Source organism: Streptomyces sp. NPDC017993 (assembly GCF_044328065.1).
In the GTDB taxonomy this organism is placed as follows: Bacteria; Actinomycetota; Actinomycetes; order Streptomycetales; family Streptomycetaceae; genus Streptomyces.
In genome coordinates this window covers 283,194-301,159 of record NZ_JBIRGO010000011.1, presented here as the reverse complement: position 1 = coordinate 301,159, position 17,966 = coordinate 283,194, and the positions used below count along the sequence as shown (strand labels likewise).

The 17,966-nt window shown below is 68.9% G+C and carries 17 protein-coding genes; 13 read left to right on the top strand and 4 right to left on the bottom strand.

The features are described from left to right. The 4 genes from ACH4FH_RS22340 to ACH4FH_RS22325 form a co-directional block, all read left to right on the top strand. Positions 1-389: vitamin B12 dependent-methionine synthase activation domain-containing protein (locus ACH4FH_RS22340; RefSeq protein WP_398557620.1), on the top strand; the 389-nt coding region annotated here is incomplete at its 5' end. A 180-nt stretch (positions 390-569) separates the two neighbouring features. After that, a complete protein-coding gene (locus ACH4FH_RS22335) occupies positions 570-1,271 on the top strand; it encodes an HAD family hydrolase (RefSeq protein ID WP_398557619.1) in 702 nt (233 codons plus the stop codon). A 375-nt stretch (positions 1,272-1,646) separates the two neighbouring features. Continuing rightward, the gene (locus ACH4FH_RS22330; RefSeq protein WP_398557618.1) at positions 1,647-3,254 is read left to right on the top strand and encodes an ABC transporter substrate-binding protein; all 1,608 of its coding nucleotides are present in this window, start codon (positions 1,647-1,649) and stop codon (positions 3,252-3,254) included. A gap of 121 nt (positions 3,255-3,375) precedes the next feature. After that, on the top strand, positions 3,376-4,974 hold the full coding sequence (locus ACH4FH_RS22325; protein WP_398557617.1) for an ABC transporter substrate-binding protein: 1,599 nt from the start codon (positions 3,376-3,378) through the stop codon (positions 4,972-4,974). 104 nt (positions 4,975-5,078) lie between these two features. Here ACH4FH_RS22325 and ACH4FH_RS22320 read toward each other — a convergent pair whose 3' ends face one another. Together ACH4FH_RS22320 and ACH4FH_RS22315 are read right to left on the bottom strand one after the other, a co-directional pair. Next, positions 5,079-5,750, bottom strand: a complete 672-nt coding sequence (locus tag ACH4FH_RS22320; RefSeq protein WP_393894357.1) for a response regulator — start codon at positions 5,748-5,750, stop codon at positions 5,079-5,081. Positions 5,751-5,782: 32 nt separating this feature from the next. Beyond that, positions 5,783-6,802, bottom strand: coding sequence for a RecB family exonuclease (locus tag ACH4FH_RS22315; RefSeq protein WP_398557616.1), 1,020 nt, complete (start codon positions 6,800-6,802; stop codon positions 5,783-5,785). A gap of 175 nt (positions 6,803-6,977) precedes the next feature. Between ACH4FH_RS22315 and ACH4FH_RS22310 the strand changes: the two genes are divergently transcribed. From ACH4FH_RS22310 to ACH4FH_RS22300, 3 genes are all read left to right on the top strand, one after another. Next, positions 6,978-8,264 (top strand): site-2 protease family protein, encoded by a 1,287-nt coding sequence (locus ACH4FH_RS22310; protein ID WP_398557615.1) that lies wholly within the window; start codon positions 6,978-6,980, stop codon positions 8,262-8,264. An 87-nt stretch (positions 8,265-8,351) separates the two neighbouring features. Further along, a complete protein-coding gene (locus ACH4FH_RS22305; protein WP_398557614.1) occupies positions 8,352-9,287 on the top strand; it encodes a tRNA (adenine-N1)-methyltransferase in 936 nt (311 codons plus the stop codon). Between the two features lie 180 nt (positions 9,288-9,467). Further along, entirely contained in the window at positions 9,468-10,046 is a 579-nt protein-coding gene (locus ACH4FH_RS22300; protein WP_398557613.1) for a hypothetical protein, read from the top strand. A 67-nt stretch (positions 10,047-10,113) separates the two neighbouring features. Here ACH4FH_RS22300 and ACH4FH_RS22295 read toward each other — a convergent pair whose 3' ends face one another. Continuing rightward, entirely contained in the window at positions 10,114-10,410 is a 297-nt protein-coding gene (locus tag ACH4FH_RS22295; protein WP_398557612.1) for a ferredoxin, read from the bottom strand. Positions 10,411-10,659: 249 nt separating this feature from the next. Here ACH4FH_RS22295 and arc point away from each other — a divergent pair, with 249 nt between their 5' ends. The 6 genes from arc (at position 10,660) to prcA (ending at position 16,717) form a co-directional block, all read left to right on the top strand. Beyond that, positions 10,660-12,426 (top strand): proteasome ATPase, encoded by a 1,767-nt coding sequence (gene arc, locus ACH4FH_RS22290; RefSeq protein ID WP_398557611.1) that lies wholly within the window; start codon positions 10,660-10,662, stop codon positions 12,424-12,426. Between the two features lie 276 nt (positions 12,427-12,702). Continuing rightward, the gene (gene dop, locus ACH4FH_RS22285; protein ID WP_398557610.1) at positions 12,703-14,214 is read left to right on the top strand and encodes a depupylase/deamidase Dop; all 1,512 of its coding nucleotides are present in this window, start codon (positions 12,703-12,705) and stop codon (positions 14,212-14,214) included. 199 nt (positions 14,215-14,413) lie between these two features. Then, positions 14,414-14,632, top strand: coding sequence for a ubiquitin-like protein Pup (locus ACH4FH_RS22280; RefSeq protein WP_393894349.1), 219 nt, complete (start codon positions 14,414-14,416; stop codon positions 14,630-14,632). Then, the gene (locus ACH4FH_RS22275) at positions 14,586-15,005 is read left to right on the top strand and encodes an endonuclease domain-containing protein (protein WP_398557609.1); all 420 of its coding nucleotides are present in this window, start codon (positions 14,586-14,588) and stop codon (positions 15,003-15,005) included. The genes ACH4FH_RS22280 and ACH4FH_RS22275 overlap by 47 nt, the downstream gene beginning before the upstream one ends. Then, positions 14,957-15,802, top strand: coding sequence for a proteasome subunit beta (prcB, locus tag ACH4FH_RS22270; RefSeq protein WP_393894348.1), 846 nt, complete (start codon positions 14,957-14,959; stop codon positions 15,800-15,802). Before ACH4FH_RS22275 ends, prcB begins: the two co-directional genes overlap by 49 nt. Positions 15,803-15,868: 66 nt before the next feature. After that, the gene (gene prcA, locus ACH4FH_RS22265; RefSeq protein WP_398557608.1) at positions 15,869-16,717 is read left to right on the top strand and encodes a proteasome subunit alpha; all 849 of its coding nucleotides are present in this window, start codon (positions 15,869-15,871) and stop codon (positions 16,715-16,717) included. A gap of 42 nt (positions 16,718-16,759) precedes the next feature. On the opposite strand, the gene ACH4FH_RS22260 is transcribed toward prcA, so the two are convergent. Then, entirely contained in the window at positions 16,760-17,890 is a 1,131-nt protein-coding gene (locus ACH4FH_RS22260; protein WP_398557607.1) for a LacI family DNA-binding transcriptional regulator, read from the bottom strand. Between the last annotated feature and the right edge of the window lie 76 nt (positions 17,891-17,966).

Below are 17,966 nucleotides of genomic sequence, written 5' to 3'. Positions count from 1 at the left end.
TCACCGTCGGCTCGAAAATCGGCGGCGCCACCGCCGAACTCTTCGAAGCCAACGCCTACCGCGACTACCTCGAACTGCACGGCCTGTCCGTCCAGCTGGCCGAAGCCCTCGCCGAATACTGGCACGCCCGCGTCCGCGCGGAACTGGGCTTCGCCGGCGAGGACCCCGCCGACGTCGAGGACATGTTCGCCCTCAAATACCGCGGAGCACGCTTCTCCCTCGGCTACGGCGCCTGCCCCGACCTCGAAGACCGCGCGAAGATCGCGAACCTCCTGGAACCGGAACGCATCGGCGTCGAACTCTCCGAAGAATTCCAACTGCACCCCGAGCAGTCCACCGACGCCATCGTCATCCACCACCCCGAGGCGAAGTACTTCAACGCCAGGTGACCCGTTTGGGCCGTCCGGGCCTTTCCGGACGGTTCCTGCCGTTCTCACCAGGACGTATCGACGCGCTCAGCCGTGCGTCGTTGTACAATGGTCGGTCCGGTAGTGGCCGGTTGTCTCCCCAGTCCGGGGAGGCGACCGGCCCTTTCGTCCCTTCGGGGACGTCCCCACGGAGGTGGATGGATGACCAGCAGCATCCCCGCAGTCGGCACCCGAACAGCCGAAGCCGCAACCCTCCAAGCCGTATTCCTGGACCTGGACGGCACGCTCGTCGACACCGAGGGGTTCTGGTGGGAGGCGGAGACCGAGGTCTTCGCCGAGCTGGGCCACATCCTGGACGACACGCACCGCGAAGTCGTCGTCGGCGGGCCGATGACCCGCAGCGCCGGCTATCTGATTCAGGCCACCGGCGCCCAGATCGGCCTCGCCGAGCTGAGTCTCCGCCTGAACGCCAGCTTCGTGGCCCGGATCGGACGCGGCGTGCCCCTGATGCCGGGCGCCCGCAGGCTGCTGGCAGAACTGGCCGCCCATCAGGTGCCGACCGCCCTGGTCTCCGCCTCACACCGTACGATCATCGACCGCATGCTCCACTCGCTGGGCCGGGAGCACTTCCGGCTGACCCTCGCGGGGGACGACCTGGAGCGCACCAAGCCGCACCCGGACCCGTATCTGACGGCGGCCGCCCGGCTGGGCGTGGACCCCGCGCGCTGCGCCGTCGTGGAGGACACCATGACCGGCGTGACGGCGGGTGAGGCCGCGGGCTGCCGGGTCGTCGCGGTGCCGTCCGTCATGCCCATCCCGGCCGCCCCGGGCCGGACGATCGTAGGATCACTCGAAGAAGTCGATCTGTCCTTTCTCCGATCGCTCATCACGGAAAGCCCTTGAACCGTGTACTGAGCGTGTCCCGCGGAAAGCCGACCGGAACTCAGGGGAGCGGTGCGCTCATTTTCCGTGACGAATGCGGTGGCCGAATTAACGCATCGTCGCAGTGAATTTGGAGCGTGACGTTTCTCACGTGCCGGACCGTCGACAGCGGTCCCCGCAGGTGTTCCAGGGGGTCTCGACGGCGGCATCTGCAGGGGTAACTGTCCGGATTGGTGGGGCACCATGCGAAATGTTCCACCGTCCGGATATCGGTCACTACTGGTTGGTTATCCAGTAGCCATATCGCTGCAACTCCATTGTGTCCCGGACCCACTGGCCGTTCCTACTAATGTCGACGCGAGCAACACCTCTGCGCTGATAAGGAACCTGCCGACGATGATTCGCAAGACCTTGGTGCTGCCGGCGCTGGCCGGTCTGCTCGTGCCCGCACTCGCTGCCTGCGGCACCACCGACGGCGCGGACGAAGGTGGCGACCCGATCGTCGTCGGAGTGGCCACCCAGATCGAGGCCACCAAGGCAGCGCCGGCGCCGCTCGACCCGGCGCAGGCCTACGACGTCGACGCGTGGAACATGCTGCGCGGCACGCTCCAGACACTGATGCGACTGCCCAGGACCGGTAACGCGCCGGTGCCCGAGGCGGCGCAGTCGTGCGGGTTCCGCGACACCCAGAACGAGCAGTACCGCTGCACCCTGCGCAGTGGCCTGAAGTTCTCCAACGGCCACGCCCTCACCGCCGAGGACGTCAAGTTCTCCCTCGACCGGCTGCGGGACGTCAACTACACCAACGGCCCGATGTCGCTGCTCAACGACATCGACAAGGTGGAGACGCTCAGCGACACCGAGGTGGTCTTCCACCTCAAGAAGCCCGACGCCACCTTCCCGCAGAAGCTCGCGACGCCGGCCGCGGCCATCGTCGACAGCGAGGTCTACCCGAAGAACCGGCTGTACAAGGGCTTCGACGTCGTCGGCTCCGGCCCGTACACGCTCAAGACCGAGCTGAGCGGCGACCGCGTCACCAAGGCCGTCTTCACCAAGAACCCCGAGTACAAGGGCGGGGTGACGGCGCGGAACGACAAAGTCGAGATGCGCTTCTTCAGCGAATCCGAGGCCATGGAGAAGGCCCTGCGCAAGGGCGACATCGACCTGATGAACCGCGGTCTGGCGCCCAACCAGATCAAGGGCCTGGAGAACGCCCGGGACAAGCACATCGCCCTGCAGGAGATGCCCGGCCAGGAGATCCGCTACCTCGCCTTCAACACCAAGGACCCGGCGGTCTCCGACAAGGGCGTACGGCAGGCGATGGCGCAGCTCGTCAACCGCTCCGAGCTGGTGCGTGACGTCTACTCCTACACCGGCGACCCGCTCTTCTCGCTGGTCCCCACCGGCCTCACCGGCCACATCAACTCGTTCTTCACCAAGTACGGCAACCCCAGCGTCCCGGCCGCCCGCAAGACCCTGCAGCAGGCGAACATCAGCACCCCGGTGAAGCTGACCCTCACGTACACCACGAACCACTACGGCTCCAGCACCGCCAAGGAGTTCCGTACGCTGCAGCAGCAGCTCAACAGCAGCAAGCTGTTCGACGTCGACATCAAGGGCGTCGACAACTGGCAGCAGTTCCGCACCGACTCCTCGGCCGGCAAGTACACCGCCTACGGCATGGGCTGGTTCGCCGACATCCCGGACGCGGACAACTACATCGCGCCGTTCATCGGCAAGGGCAACTTCCTCAACTCCCCTTACCGCAACGCCAAGATCGAGTCCCAGCTGATCCCGACGACCCGCCAGCAGACCGACCGCAACTCCGCCGCGGCCGGCTTCAAGCAGGCGCAGGACATCATCGCCGACGACATCCCGCTGCTCCCGCTGTGGCAGGGCAAGCAGTACGTCGCCGCCCGGGATGACGTCACCGGCGTCGAATGGGCCCTCAACTCTTCCTCCGCGTTGCAGATCTGGGAGCTCGGGCGCGGCGTCGCCGACTGACGGCCGGCCCTTCGCACAACCTGTAGGACACCATCGCCGCCGCGGCGCACCGCCGTGGCTCGACTCGGCATCTGTGCCGCTGACCAGGCATTTTTGCCAAACGGATCGTGAGGACCACGTAGTGAGGAAGCGGGACCAGTGGCTGGCCGCCCCGATCGGAGCGGGGCTGACCACAGCCCTGCTCGCGCTCGCCGGGTGCGGAGCTGAGGACTCGGGATCGGCCGGCAACGGCGAACCCGTGGTCATGGGGATGACGGACAAGGTCGTGGCCACCGACCCCGCCGCAGGCTACGACCCGGGGTCGTGGCTGCTGTTCAACAACGTATTCCAGTCGTTGCTGAGCTTCCCGAAGGGCGGTACGACGCCCGAACCGGATGCCGCGAAGAGCTGCGGTTTCACCGACGGCTCCAGCAAGGTCTACCGCTGCACGCTCAAGGACGGCCTGACGTTCAGCAACGGGAACGCGCTGACGTCGAAGGACGTCAAGTTCTCCGTCGATCGGACCCGGCGGATCAAGGACCCGGGCGGTCCCGCCGTCATGTTCTCCGCCCTCGACAAGGTCGAGACGCCCGATGAGAAGACGGTGGTCTTCCGGCTGAAGACGCCCGACGCCACGTTCCCCATGAAGATCGCCTCGGGCGCCGGCTCGATCGTCGACCACGCCTCCTACTCGGCCAACCGGCTGCGCACCGACGGCAAGGCCGTCGGCTCCGGCGTCTACACCCTGAAGGAGTACGGTCCGCGGCAGGCCCGCTTCGCCGTCAACGGCGCCTACAAGGGCCCCGCCAAGGTCAAGAACTCCGGGATGACCGTGAAGTTCTTCGACGCCCGCGACAAGCTCAAGAAGGCCGTGCAGAGCGGCAGCGTCGACGTCGCCTACCGGGGACTGTCCACGAAGGACCTCGCGGTGCTCAACAACGCGTCGCTCCATGACCAGAACGGCACCCAGGTGGTCGAGGGCGCCAGCGCCGAGGTGATGCACCTGGTCTTCAACATGAAGGACCCGGTCGCCGGCAAGCTGGGCGTCCGCAAGGCGATCGCCTACCTGCTGGACCGCTCCACGCTGGTGCGGGACGTCTACCAGCACACCGCCGTACCGCTGTACTCGATCGTCCCGGCCGGCATCACCGGTCACAACACCGCCTTCTTCAGCGCCTACGGTGACCGCCCGCAGCCCGGCAAGGCCGCCGACGCCCTGCGCGGCGCCGGTCTGCAGGGCAAGGTCCCGCTCACGCTGTGGGCGACCCCCGACCGGTTCGGCCCCGGCACCGTCCCCGCGTTCCAGGAGATAGCCCAACAGCTGAACTCCAGCGGCCTGTTCGACGCCCGCGTGCGCACCGTGGGCACCAAGGAATACGACAAGGGCGTGGCGGACGGCCGCTTCGGCGTCTACGTCAAGGGCTGGATCCCCGACTACCCGGACCCGGACAACTTCACCCAGCCGTTCTTCGGCAAGGACAGCGTCCTGGCGAACAACTACGAGTCCCCTCGGATCACCGGCCGGCTGCTGCCCCAGACCGCGGACCAGACCAACCGCGGCGCCACCAAGACCGCGTTCCGCGAGGTGCAGGACATCGTCGCCAAGGACCTGCCGGTCATCCCGATCTGGCAGGGCAAGCAGTACGCCGTCGCCCGCGACGGCATCTCCGGCCTGGAGTGGACCCTGGACTCCACGACCGTCTTCCGGTTCTGGGAGATCAGCAAGGCCACCGAAGCCTGATCCGGCCCGCGCAACGGCACCTCCACACACGGCGGGGCCGGCCCGAGATCCTCGGGCCGGCCCCGCCGTGGCGTGCCGGGTGAAGCGATGGAGCCGCTGACCGGCTACTGCGCGCCGGGGCGCACCAGGCCGCTCTCGTAGGCGTACACCGCCGCCTGCACCCGGTCGCGCAGGCCCAGCTTCGTCAGCACATGACCCACATGCGTCTTGACGGTGGTCTCGCTCACGAACAGGTCAGCGGCGATCTCGGCATTCGACAGCCCACGCGCCACCAGCTTCAGCACCTCGACCTCGCGCTCGGTGAGGGTGTGCAGGGTGTCCGGCACCGGGTCCTCACCCGACGGGAGATGCCCGGCGTACTTGTCCAGCAGCCGGCGCGTGATGCTCGGCGCGAGCATCGCCTCGCCCGCCGCCACCACCCGGATCGCCTGCACCAGCTCGTTGGCCGGCGCGTCCTTGAGCAGGAAGCCGCTGGCGCCGGCCCGCAGCGCCTCGACGACGTACTCGTCCAGATCGAAGGTCGTCAGCACCAGCACCTTCGCCGGGCCGTCCTTCGCGGGGCCGGTGATCTGCCGGGTCGCCTCGACACCGTCCATCCGCGGCATCCGGATGTCCATCAGCACCACATCGGGCTGCAGCGCACGCACCTGGTCCAGCGCCTGCAGACCGTCCCCGGCCTCGCCGACGACGGCCAGATCCTGCTCGGCTTCCAGAATCATCCGGAATCCCGTACGCAGCAGGGGCTGGTCGTCGACCAGCAGGACGCGGATAGTCACGAGCTCTCCTTCGTGAGGCCCTGTCCGGGTGATCAGGCCTGGATCGAGCCCATTCTGCCCTGTTGACCGGCGTCACCGTCCGCCGGGCGGACCGTCAGCGGATAGACCGGGGGAGTGCCGCCGAATTCCGGGCAGTGCGCCTGGTGGTCGCACCAGCCGCACAGCTTGGTCGGTCGCGGCCGCCAGTCACCGGTGTCCGTCGCCAGCTGGATCGCCTCCCACAGCGCCAGCAACTTCCGCTCCACGGCGCGCAGTTCGGCTTCATTCGGGTCGTACGTCACCACATCGCCGCTGCCCAGATACACCAGCTGCAACCGCCGCGGCACCGTCCCGCGCAGCCGCCACATCACCAGCGCGTAGAACTTCATCTGGAACAGCGCGCCCTCGGCGTACTGCGGCCGGGGTGCCTTGCCGGTCTTGTAGTCGACGATCCGCACCTCGCCCGTCGGTGCGATATCGACCCGGTCGATGAAGCCCCGCAACTGCAGACCGGACTCCAGCACCGTCTCCACATACAGCTCGCGGTCCGCCGGCTCCAGACGTGTCGGATCCTCCAGCGAGAACCACCGCTCCACCAGCGCCTCGGCGTCCGCCAGCCACTTCGCCAGCCGCTCGCCCGCCTCGTCGTCCGCGAACAGCTCGGCCAGCTCGGGCCGCTTGGCCAGCAGCTTCTCCCACTCGCCCGGCACCATCGCCCGGGCGCCCGGCGCGGTGCGCTCGATCGCGGGGGCGTCGAAGAGGCGCTCCAGCACCGCATGCACGACCGTGCCGCGGGTCGCCGCCGCGCTCGGCTTCTCCGGGAGTTTGTCGATCACCCGGAAGCGGTACAGCAGCGGGCACTGCATGAAGTCGCTCGCACGCGACGGCGACAGCGCCGACGGCCGTCCGGTGAGGGCTCCGGCTCCGGCCGGCGCGCCGCCCCCCGCGCCGCTCTCCCCCTCGGCCTCGCCCTGCGGCAGCGGCCCACGCTGCGGACCGGGGCCGGCAGCGGTCTGCCGCGTGCTCTGCCCGCCCGCCGCGGCCGCCTCGGCGTTCTCGGTGCTCGTTCCCATGGCATCAGACCCTACGGCCCGCCACTGACAACCCCGCGCCCGCCGCCCGCGGAAGGGCCCCGCGGCGGATCCCGGCGGGGCACTCCGCATACCATCGACCTCAGATCCCTTTGCCCTGCATGATCGATGGATCAGGCCGAGCAGGAGCGAAGGCCGTATTCGACGAGGGGACGCCGTGGACGAGAGCGGGAAGCCGCAGGACCCCCAGGAGTCCGTGCAGCCCCAGCCGCCCGAGCCGCCCAAGGACTCCGAAAAGCCCGAGCCGCCCGCGCCGGAGAAACCCAAGACACCGGCGCCCGGCAGGAGAAAGGGCGCGGGCGGCGGCATCCTCATGGGCCGCCCCTTCGGCGTGCCGGTCTATGTCGCGCCCAGCTGGTTCCTCGTCGCCGCCCTCATCACCTGGGTCTTCGGCGGGCAACTGGAACGGGTACTCCCCGAGCTCGGCGGCGCCCGCTACCTCGTCTCGCTCTTCTTCGCCGTCGCCTTCTACGCCTCGGTGCTCGTCCACGAGCTGGCGCACACCGTCGCCGCCCTCCGCTTCAAGCTCCCGGTGCGCCGCATCCAGCTCCAGTTCTTCGGCGGCGTCTCGGAGATCGAGAAGGAGACCGAGACCCCCGGCCGCGAGTTCATCCTCGCCTTCGTCGGCCCGCTCCTCTCCCTCGTGCTCGCCGGCGTCTTCTACGGCGGTATGCAGCTGGTCGAACCGGGCACCGTCCCCGGCGTCCTGCTCGCGGGCCTGATGATCTCCAACCTCATCGTCGCGATCTTCAACCTCCTGCCCGGCCTGCCGCTGGACGGCGGGCGGATGCTGCGCGCCGTGGTCTGGAAGCTCTCCGGCAAACCCATGACCGGCACGGTTGCCGCCGCCTGGGTCGGCCGTGCCCTCGCCGTCGCCGTCCTCATCGGCCTGCCGCTGCTGACCCACACCGGTGCGCTCGGCAACTCCCGCCCCGAAATCGGCGGCGCCGACTCCCTCACCGACGCCCTGCTCGCCGCGATCCTGGCCGCCATCATCTGGACCGGCGCCGGCAACAGCCTGCGCATGGCGCGGCTGCGCGAGCGCCTCCCCGACCTGCAGGCCCGGGTGCTGACCCGGCGCGCCGTGCCCGTCGAGGCCGACACCCCGCTCTCCGAAGCGCTGCGCCGCGCCAACAGCGCCGGCGCCCGCGCCCTGGTCGTCGTCAGCCGCCAGGGGGAGCCCACCGCCCTCGTCCGCGAGGCCGCCATCGTGGCCGTCCCCGAGCACCGCCGCCCCTGGGTCCCGGTGGGCACCCTCGCCCAGGACCTCAAGGACGGCATGCGGGTCTCCGCCGAACTCACGGGTGAGGACCTCCTGGAGTATCTGCGGGCCACCCCGGCCACCGAATACCTCGTCGTCGAGGAGGCCGGTGAGATCTACGGCGTGCTGTCCAGCGCCGACGTCGAGCGGGCGTTCGTCTCCGCGATGGCCCGCCACTCCTGACGCGCCGCCCGGCCCACGGCGCCGTCCCCGGGCCCGTCCGCGGGCCCACTGGTCCCAGGCGTCCCGACGGGCCGGTAGGCTGGTCACATGTCCGAACCGACCGGTGCCGCCCGCCGTCGCGGGCCCTTCAAGGTCGGGGACCAGGTCCAGCTCACCGACCCCAAGGGACGCCACTACACCTTCACGCTCGAAGAGGGAAAAAGCTTCCACACCCATAAGGGAGCCTTCCCCCACGACGAGCTGATCGGTGCTCCCGAGGGCAGTGTTGTCCGTACCACCGGGAACGTCGCCTACCTCGCGCTGCGCCCGCTGCTCCCCGACTATGTCCTGTCCATGCCCCGCGGCGCCGCCGTGGTCTACCCCAAGGACGCGGGGCAGATCCTGGCGATGGCCGACATCTTCCCCGGCGCCCGGATCGTCGAGGCGGGGGTGGGATCCGGCTCGCTCAGCAGCTTCCTGCTGCGCGCCATCGGCGACCAGGGCATGCTGCACTCCTACGAGCGCCGTGCCGACTTCGCCGAGATCGCCACGCAGAACGTCGAGCGCTACTTCGGCGGTCCGCACCCCGCGTGGACGCTCACCGTCGGTGACCTCCAGGACAACCTCTCCGACACCGAGGTCGACCGGGTCATCCTGGACATGCTGGCCCCGTGGGAGTGCCTGGAGGCCGTCTCCAAGGCGCTGGTCCCCGGCGGCATCCTCTGCGCCTACGTCGCCACGACCACGCAGCTGGCCCGCACCGTCGAGTCGATCCGCGAGCACGGCACCTTCAACGAGCCGTCGGCCTGGGAGACCATGGTCCGTACCTGGCACGTCGAGGGCCTGGCCGTCCGCCCCGACCACCGCATGATCGGGCACACCGGCTTCCTCCTCACCGCCCGCCGCCTGGCCGACGGGGTCGAGCCCCCGCTGCGCCGCCGCCGGCCCGCCAAGGGCGCGTACGGCGAGGACTACTCCGGGCCCGGCAAGGCGGACCCGGCCAAGGGATCCACCGGCGCCGGCGACTCCGCAGAGCGCGGCTGACCGTTCAGATCCGGCCAACGAACCACCGGGCGCCGCCGACGAGTTCCCCCACGGGAACCGCCGGCGGCGCTTCTGCATACGCAAGGCAAAACTCCGGTCCGGCCGGTTCCGTGCGGTCCGCTCCTGTGGAACGATGCTGGGCACTCCCACCTCCACAGCACTTCACAGGAGTTACCCCGCGTGCAGCCCTTGGCAGGCCAGGACCTTTCGCACACCCAGCCGCGCGCCATGCACTGGCTGGCCACCGCCACCGCCATTTCGGCTGTCGTCGCGGCCGCGTCCTTCGTCCAGCCTCCCGATGCCACGGCCACCACGCCAGGGCAAGCGAGAACCGGCCACACCGCGGCCCCCGACCCGCGCGAGGTGACCTTTCCCATGGAGTGCGGGCCCGAGCGCGTCGACGTGGTGAAGAAGGCCTCCGGCGACCTCGACGGCGACGGGACGACGGAGACCGTCGCGGTGGCCCGCTGCCACTCCGGGTTCGGCACGCCGCCCAGCGGTGTCTACGTCCTCGCCCAGCCGAGCGACCCCGAGGCGGCGCCGCGCATCGTGGCGACGCTCGTCGAGCCCGCCCAGAAGCTCAGTGTCCAGCGGCTCGCCCTGGGGGACGGCGAGATCTCGGCGGCACTCCTGGGCTACTCCACCCTTGACGTGCCGCGCTGCTGCCCCGACGTGCACAAGAGCGTCAAGTGGCAATGGAAGGGCGGGAAGTTCGTCCAGAGCGAACTTCCCGCCGCCATGAGCACCGAGCGTGCGTGATCCGTCACCCGCGGTGCGGTGAGTCGACGCCGACTACGACCGGCCTACGCTCCCGTCTGCGGCGCGTCTACTCCGCGTCCGGGCCGTACACCTCGACCAGGTCCGCGACGCGGCGGACGTGAATACAGTCCCCGGGGCACTCCTTGGCGGAGTCCCGGACATCGTTGAGCAGCGGGAGCGGGACGGGGGTTGTGGCCCCCTTGTCCTGGAGCAGCTCGTCGCCGCCGCCCTTGACATAGGCCAGGCCATCGATGTCGAGCTCGAAGACCTCGGGCGCGTACTGCGCACAGATGCCATCGCCGGTGCACAGGTCCTGATCGATCCAGACTTCAAGCTCTGGACGGGCTTCATCCTGCGCGGTCATCTCGCCTGCCGTTCCTGCGTACGTGAACCGTTTTTGTCTAAGTGGCGCCACCCCTGACGGGTGTTGACCGACTCGACGATACAACCGCTCGCTTTCCGATGCCGTTGGGTGGGTATTCCCTTGGCGTGAGGACGTGCGCAAGGGTGAAGATCAGACACACCCCGACAGTCTTTTCGATCTAGGGGTTTCAACCTGCACCGGCCCAGGTAGGGTCAGGAAGCGTCCAGCTCCTTGGAGGAGGTGAGGACCGTGGCAGCCCACGACGACGACATCAACCGCGGCATCCGGCCGGGGCGAGGGTCTGAAGATCCCGCCGGTCAGGTTGCCTATCTCGAGCAGGAGATCGCCGTCCTGCGACGCAAGCTCGCCGACTCTCCGCGTCACACGAGGATTCTCGAAGAGCGGATCGTCGAGCTGCAGACCAACCTGGCCGGCGTCTCGGCTCAGAACGAGCGACTCGCCAATACTCTCCGCGAGGCCCGCGACCAGATCGTCGCGCTCAAGGAGGAAGTCGACCGGCTCGCGCAGCCGCCGGCCGGCTTCGGAGTCTTCCTGCAGGCCAACGAAGACGACACGGTCGATATTTTCACCGGAGGCAGAAAGCTCCGGGTGAATGTCAGCCCCAGTGTGGAGACCGAGGGCCTCAGGCGCGGCCAAGAGGTCATGCTCAATGAAGCACTCAACGTGGTCGAGGCCATGGAGTACGAGAGCGCCGGTGACATCGTCACCCTCAAGGAGATCCTTGAGGACGGCGAGCGCGCACTGGTCGTCGGGCACACCGACGAGGAACGGGTGGTGAGGCTCGCCGAGCCGCTGCTGGACATCACCATCCGCCCCGGCGATGCCCTGCTCCTCGAACCCCGGTCCGGCTACGTCTACGAAGTCATCCCGAAGAGCGAGGTCGAGGAGCTCGTCCTCGAAGAGGTTCCGGACATCGACTACACCAAGATCGGCGGTCTGGGCGGCCAGATCGAACTGATCCGGGACGCGGTCGAGCTTCCGTACCTCTACCCCGACCTCTTCAAGGAGCACGAACTCCGTCCGCCCAAGGGTGTCTTGCTCTACGGCCCGCCCGGCTGCGGCAAGACGCTCATCGCCAAGGCGGTCGCCAACTCCCTTGCCAAGAAGGTCGCCGAGGTGACCGGGCAGCCCGCGGGGAAGAGCTTCTTCCTCAACATCAAGGGCCCCGAGCTGCTCAACAAGTATGTCGGCGAGACGGAGCGGCACATCCGGCTGGTCTTCCAGCGGGCCAGGGAGAAGGCGAGCGAGGGAACCCCCGTCATCGTCTTCTTCGACGAGATGGACTCCCTCTTCCGCACCCGCGGCTCCGGTGTCAGCTCGGACGTGGAGAACACCATCGTTCCGCAGCTGCTCTCCGAGATCGACGGTGTGGAGGGCCTGGAAAACGTCATCGTGATCGGTGCCTCGAACCGCGAGGACATGATCGACCCGGCGATCCTGCGCCCCGGCCGGCTCGATGTGAAGATCAAGATCGAGCGTCCGGACGCGGAGGCCGCCAAGGACATCTTCTCGAAGTACCTCACGGAACGCCTGCCGCTGCACTCCGACGACCTCACCGAGCACGGCGAGTCGCGCAAGGCCGCGGTCAGCGGAATGATCCAGTCGGTCGTCGAGCAGATGTACGCGGAATCCGAGGAGAACCGCTTCCTGGAGGTCACCTACGCCAATGGTGACAAGGAAGTTTTGTACTTCAAGGACTTCAACTCCGGCGCGATGATCGAAAACATTGTCGGACGTGCGAAGAAGATGGCCATCAAGGCCTTCCTCGAGCACAAACAGAAGGGTCTGCGGGTCTCCCACCTCCTCCAGGCGTGCGTGGACGAGTTCAAGGAGAACGAGGACCTGCCCAACACCACCAACCCGGACGACTGGGCCCGAATCTCCGGCAAGAAGGGCGAGCGGATCGTTTACATCCGTACGCTGGTCACTGGAAAGCAGGGCGCGGACACCGGTCGCTCCATCGACACGGTGGCGAATACCGGCCAATACCTGTAACACCGCACTCCGGCTGCGGATGTCCTGCACGGGGCGTCCGCAGCCGGACGCTTTTCCGGGCATGCGGGACGCGTCCCCGGAAAGGCCACGGGAAAACAGGGAAAACCGGACTGGAGTAATGACTGTAATGATCTCCCCAGCACCGCAAAGGCGTTCTAGGCTCGTCGGTACCGCCGCGTCACGCCGCTCGGCAGCGGGGATCGCAGACAGAACGGAAGCGCAGCGGTACTTGAGCGCCGACCCCATCCGGGGGCGTCGCCGGGCAAGGAGGGCCGCATGACCGTACGGCGAGTAATGGGAATCGAGACGGAGTACGGGATCTCCGTCCCCGGCCACCCGAACGCCAATGCCATGCTCACCTCGTCCCAGGTCGTCAATGCCTACGCGGCGGCGATGCACCGGGCACGACGTGCCCGCTGGGATTTCGAGGAGGAGAATCCGCTGCGGGACGCCCGCGGCTTCGACCTCGCCCGCGAGGCCGCCGATTCCAGTCAGCTCACCGATGAGGACATCGGCCTCGCCAATGTCATCCTCACCAATGGGGCCCGGCTCTACGTCGACCACGCACACCCCGAATACAGCGCTCCCGAGGTCACCAATCCGCGCGACGCGGTCCTGTGGGACAAGGCCGGCGAGCGGATCATGGCGGAGGCCGCGGAACGCGCCGGACAGGTGCCGGGCGCCCAGCCCATCCACCTTTACAAGAACAACACCGACAACAAGGGCGCCTCCTACGGGACGCACGAGAACTACCTGATGAAGCGGGAGACCCCGTTCTCGGACATCGTGCGGCACCTGACGCCGTTCTTCGTCTCCCGCCAGGTGGTCACCGGCGCCGGCCGGGTCGGCATCGGCCAGGACGGCCACGAGCACGGCTTCCAGCTCAGCCAGCGCTCGGACTATTTCGAGGTCGAGGTGGGCCTGGAGACGACGCTCAAGCGCCCGATCATCAACACCCGCGACGAACCGCACGCGGACGCGGAGAAGTACCGCCGGCTCCATGTGATCATCGGCGACGCCAATCTCTCCGAGATCTCGACGTACCTGAAGCTGGGCACGACCTCGCTGGTCCTCTCCATGATCGAGGACGGGTTCATCGCCGTCGACCTGGCGGTCGACCAGCCCGTCCGCACCCTCCACCAGGTCTCGCACGACCCCACTCTGCAACATCTGATCACTCTCCGCAGCGGCCGCACGCTCACCGCGGTACAGCTCCAGATGGAGTACTTCGAGCTGGCCCGCAAGTACGTCGAGGACCGCTACGGCGCGGATGCCGATGAGCAGACCAAGGACGTCCTGACCAGGTGGGAGGACGTGCTCGGGCGGCTGGAGAACGATCCGATGAGCCTGTCGGGCGAGCTGGACTGGGTCGCGAAGCGGGAGCTGATGGAGGGCTACCGCCGGCGGGACGGCCTGGACTGGGACGCGGCGCGGCTGCACCTCATCGACCTGCAGTACGCCGACGTGCGCCCCGACAAGGGCCTGTACAACCGCCTGGCGGCCCGCGGCAAGATGAAGCGGCTCCTGGACGAGCCCGAGGTGGAGCGGGCGCGTGTGAAGCCTCCGGAGGACACCAGGGCCTACTTCCGCGGGCGGTGCCTGGAGCAGTACGCGGACGATGTCGCGGCGGCCTCGTGGGATTCGGTCATCTTCGACCTGCCCGGCCGGGACTCCCTGCAACGGGTCCCCACGCTGGAGCCCCTGCGCGGGACGCGGCAGCACGTCAAGGAGCTGCTGGACCGGTGCCGGACGGCCGAGGAGCTGGTCAGGGTGCTCTCCGGCCGCTGAGTTCCGGCGCATTCACGGCGGACTCGCGGCACTCGCACGGCGATCGACGACTGATCCGCGGCTGAAATGGCCGCGGTGCGGGAATCATCGAGGTGACTCCCGGACGTTGCACCAAGTGCAGGGCCGATGTCACACCCTCCTTGTAGGGTCTGATCTTGAAGGTCACATCGAGCGGGGCGAACCGAGCGGGGTGAGGGATATGGCGACCAAGGACAGCGGCGGCGGACAGCAGAAGGCCACGCGTTCCACCGAAGAGGTCGAGGAGCAGACGCAGGACGCGGAGGCTTCCGAAGACCTCAAGGAGCGCCAGGAAAAGCTGTCGGACGACGTGGATTCGGTGCTGGACGAAATCGACGACGTCTTGGAAGAAAATGCCGAGGACTTCGTGCGGTCCTTTGTGCAGAAGGGCGGCGAGTAGCCGGTCCGTGGTCCGGATGCGGCATCGGCAGTGCTTCCGGGACTTCTCGGAGCACTGCCCACCGCGTCCGGAACGCGCCGGCGGCTCTTGTGGGCGGCGGTGCTCCTGCGGCCGCTGCCCGGCCGCCCTGGTGGTGCGTCAACACAGCGCGTCCGTATCGGCCGTACGGGGTCGCGGCCCCGGTTCCGGAACTCATGTGGATCACGCGCACGAGACGGGTAAGGTCCGAGGCGTACGGTGCTTCAGCTGCAACGCAGCCTTGGATCAAGTCAAGGATCGGCCGGACGTGGTGAGGCGGGCGGCCGAATATCTGGAAGGAAACGTGTGGAAGCCAACACTCGTAGCACCGGGCGTCTGCCGGCGGCCTTCCTGACGCCTGGATCCTCGTCGTTCATGGACTTCCTCGGCGAGCACTCTCCCGATCTGCTGCCGGGCAACCGGCCGTTGCCGCCTGTGCAGGGCGCCGTCGAGGCGCCGCACGGCACGACCATCGTGGCCGCGTCCTTCCCCGGTGGCGTGGTGCTCGCCGGTGACCGGCGGGCGACGATGGGCAATGTCATCGCGCAGCGCGACATCGAGAAGGTGTTCCCGGCCGACGAGTACTCCGCGGTCGGCATCGCCGGCACGGCCGGTCTGGCCGTCGAGATGGTCAAGCTGTTCCAGCTGGAGCTGGAGCACTTCGAGAAGGTGGAGGGCGCCCAACTCTCCCTCGAGGGCAAGGCGAACCGCCTGTCGACGATGATCCGCGGCAACCTCGGGATGGCCATGCAGGGCCTCGCGGTGGTGCCGCTGTTCGCCGGCTGGGACCTCGACCGCGAGAAGGGCCGGATCTTCTCCTACGACGTCACCGGCGGCCGCTCCGAGGAGCACGGCTTCGCGTCGACGGGCTCCGGCTCCGTCTTCGCCCGCGGTGCCCTCAAGAAGCTCTACCGCGATGACTTCACCGAGAACCAGGCCGCCACGGCCGTCGTCCAGGCGCTCTACGACGCCGCGGACGACGACTCCGCGACCGGCGGGCCTGACATGGCCCGGCGGATCTATCCGATCGTCATGGTGATCACCGAGGACGGCTTCAAGAGGTACGCCGAAGCCGAGGTCTCGGAGATCGCCCGGGCCATTCATGAGCGCCGCCTCGAACAGCCCGACGGCCCGCGCGCCGCGCTGCTCTGACGGGACGGATGTTTCGCCATGCATGCGCCACTGACAGAGCCATTGACAGAAAGGGACGGATAGCCGGTGTCGACGCCGTTCTATGTCTCACCCCAGCAGGCCATGGCCGATCGGGCCGAATACGCCCGGAAGGGCATCGCGCGCGGTCGCAGCGTCGTGGTGCTGCAGTACACCGACGGCGTGGTCTTCGTCGCCGAGAATCCCTCCCGCGCCCTGCACAAGGTCAGCGAGATCTATGACCGCATCGCCTTCGCGGCGGTCGGCAAATACAACGAGTTCGAGAACCTGCGGATCGGTGGCGTGCGCTACGCCGACCTGCGGGGTTACACCTACCACCGCGAGGACGTGACCGCACGCGGACTCGCCAACGTCTACGCCCAGACGCTCGGCACGATCTTCTCCAGCGCCGCCGAGAAGCCGTACGAGGTCGAGCTGATCGTCGCCGAGGTGGGCAACGCCGCCGAGGACGATCAGATCTACCGCCTGCCGCACGACGGCTCCATCGTCGACGAGCACGGCTCGGTCGCGGTGGGCGGCAACGCCGACCAGATCAGCACCTACCTCGACCAGCGCCACCGCGACGGTATGACGCTGGGTGAGGCGCTGAAGCTGGCGGTCGACTCGCTCTCGCGCGACAACAACGGCGGCGAGCGCACGCTGACCGCCGAGCAGCTGGAGGTCGCGACGCTGGACCGTACGCGGCCCCAGCAGCGGAAGTTCAAGCGGATCCTGGGCAGGCAGCTCTCCAGCCTGCTCGACGAGCACGGCGCCGCGGCCCCGAGCGAGCCGTCGGACACCGACGAGTCCTCGGGTGATGCGGCCGACGCCTCCGACAACGGGGCGGCGGACAAGGGCGGTTCGGGCGAGGGTCCGGACGCCAAGGACGACAAGGGTTCGTCCGGCAAGAAGGACTGAGCACGACATCCGGGCCATGTGCCCGGCACGCGCCCCGGTGGGTCATCGCCCGCCGGGGCGCGTTGGCGTCGGGGCGCCGGGGGCGGCGTGCTCCGGGTGTCCCGGGCCGTCCGGGGGTGCGGCGGTCGAGCCGCGGGTGATCAGCTGGACCGGCAGTGTGGGCGCCTCGGTGCCGCGGCCGTCGAGCACCGCCAGCAGAGCCCGCATCCCCGCCTCACCGAACTCCTCGGCGGGGAGCCGTACGGTCGTCAGCTCCGGCTCGACCGCGACCGCGAGGGCCAGGTCGTCGAAGCCGGTGACGGAGACGTCCTCGGGGACCCGCAGGCCCAGCCGGCGCACGGCCTTGCAGGCGCCCGCGGCGACGATGTCGTCGTCGCAGAGCAGGGCGGTGGGGCGCGGACCCGTTCCGGTCAGCGCGGCGTGCGCGGCGTGCAGTCCGGCGTCGACGCTCAGCGCGGTGGGCTGCCGGCGCAGGTGGGTGCCGGGCAGCCCCTCCAGCGCGTCGGTCAGGGCGCGGGCGCGCAGCTCGAAGGTCCAGGAGTCCACGTCCGCCGCGAGGTGGGTGATGCGGCGGTGGCCGAGGCCCACCAAGTGGTCCACCAACTGCCGTACACCGTCGGCGATATCGAGGTTGACGGCGGCTGCCGGACGGTCGTCGTCCGGGTCGCTGTCCAGCATCACCAGGGGCAGACCGGCGTCGCGCAGTGCGGTGAGCGCGTCCGCGGCCATGGATGAGGCGATCACGCCGTCCAGGGTGGCCGCCGCGGAGTCGAAGGGGTCGCGGGCCGGGCCGATGCCCTCGGGGGAGGGGTAGAGCACCACGCCGAAGCCGTGGTCGGCGGCGAGCCGGGCAGCGCCGGTGTAGACACGCGCGAAGAACTCCGTGGTCAGGGCCGGGACCACGAGGAGCACGGTGCGGGTGCGGCCGGTGCGCAGAGTGCGGGCGGCGAGGTTGGGCCGGTAGCCCAGTTCACGGGCCGCGGTGCGCACCGCCTCGGCCTTGCCGGGGGAGACCCGTCCGCGCCACTTCTCGCCCAGCACGAGGGAGACCGCGGCCTGCGAGACCCCGGCGGCACGGGCGACGTCCCGGCTGGTGGTGCGCGCGCCGCCGGGCGCGACGGCCGGCCCGGGCGCCTCACGGCGGGTCGGCGTCGTGGCCTCGTTGCTGGTCACCGGTGCTCTCACTCCTTGCGCTCGGCCGCGGTGGGCTGGACCCGTGGGTTGCCGTCATGGTACGTATGACGCCGCA

Bases quoted from the DNA above. Each gene is read 5' to 3' on its own strand.
- ACH4FH_RS22335 (WP_398557619.1), top strand. From the start codon at position 570: ATGACCAGCAGCATCCCCGCAGTCGGCACCCGAACAGCCGAAGCCGCA.
- ACH4FH_RS22330 (WP_398557618.1), top strand. From the start codon at position 1,647: ATGATTCGCAAGACCTTGGTGCTGCCGGCGCTGGCCGGTCTGCTCGTG.
- ACH4FH_RS22315 (WP_398557616.1), bottom strand. From the start codon at position 6,802: ATGGGAACGAGCACCGAGAACGCCGAGGCGGCCGCGGCGGGCGGGCAG.
- ACH4FH_RS22305 (WP_398557614.1), top strand. From the start codon at position 8,352: ATGTCCGAACCGACCGGTGCCGCCCGCCGTCGCGGGCCCTTCAAGGTC.
- ACH4FH_RS22295 (WP_398557612.1), bottom strand. From the start codon at position 10,410: ATGACCGCGCAGGATGAAGCCCGTCCAGAGCTTGAAGTCTGGATCGAT.
- dop (WP_398557610.1), top strand. From the start codon at position 12,703: ATGACCGTACGGCGAGTAATGGGAATCGAGACGGAGTACGGGATCTCC.
- ACH4FH_RS22280 (WP_393894349.1), top strand. From the start codon at position 14,414: ATGGCGACCAAGGACAGCGGCGGCGGACAGCAGAAGGCCACGCGTTCC.
- ACH4FH_RS22275 (WP_398557609.1), top strand. From the start codon at position 14,586: ATGCCGAGGACTTCGTGCGGTCCTTTGTGCAGAAGGGCGGCGAGTAGC.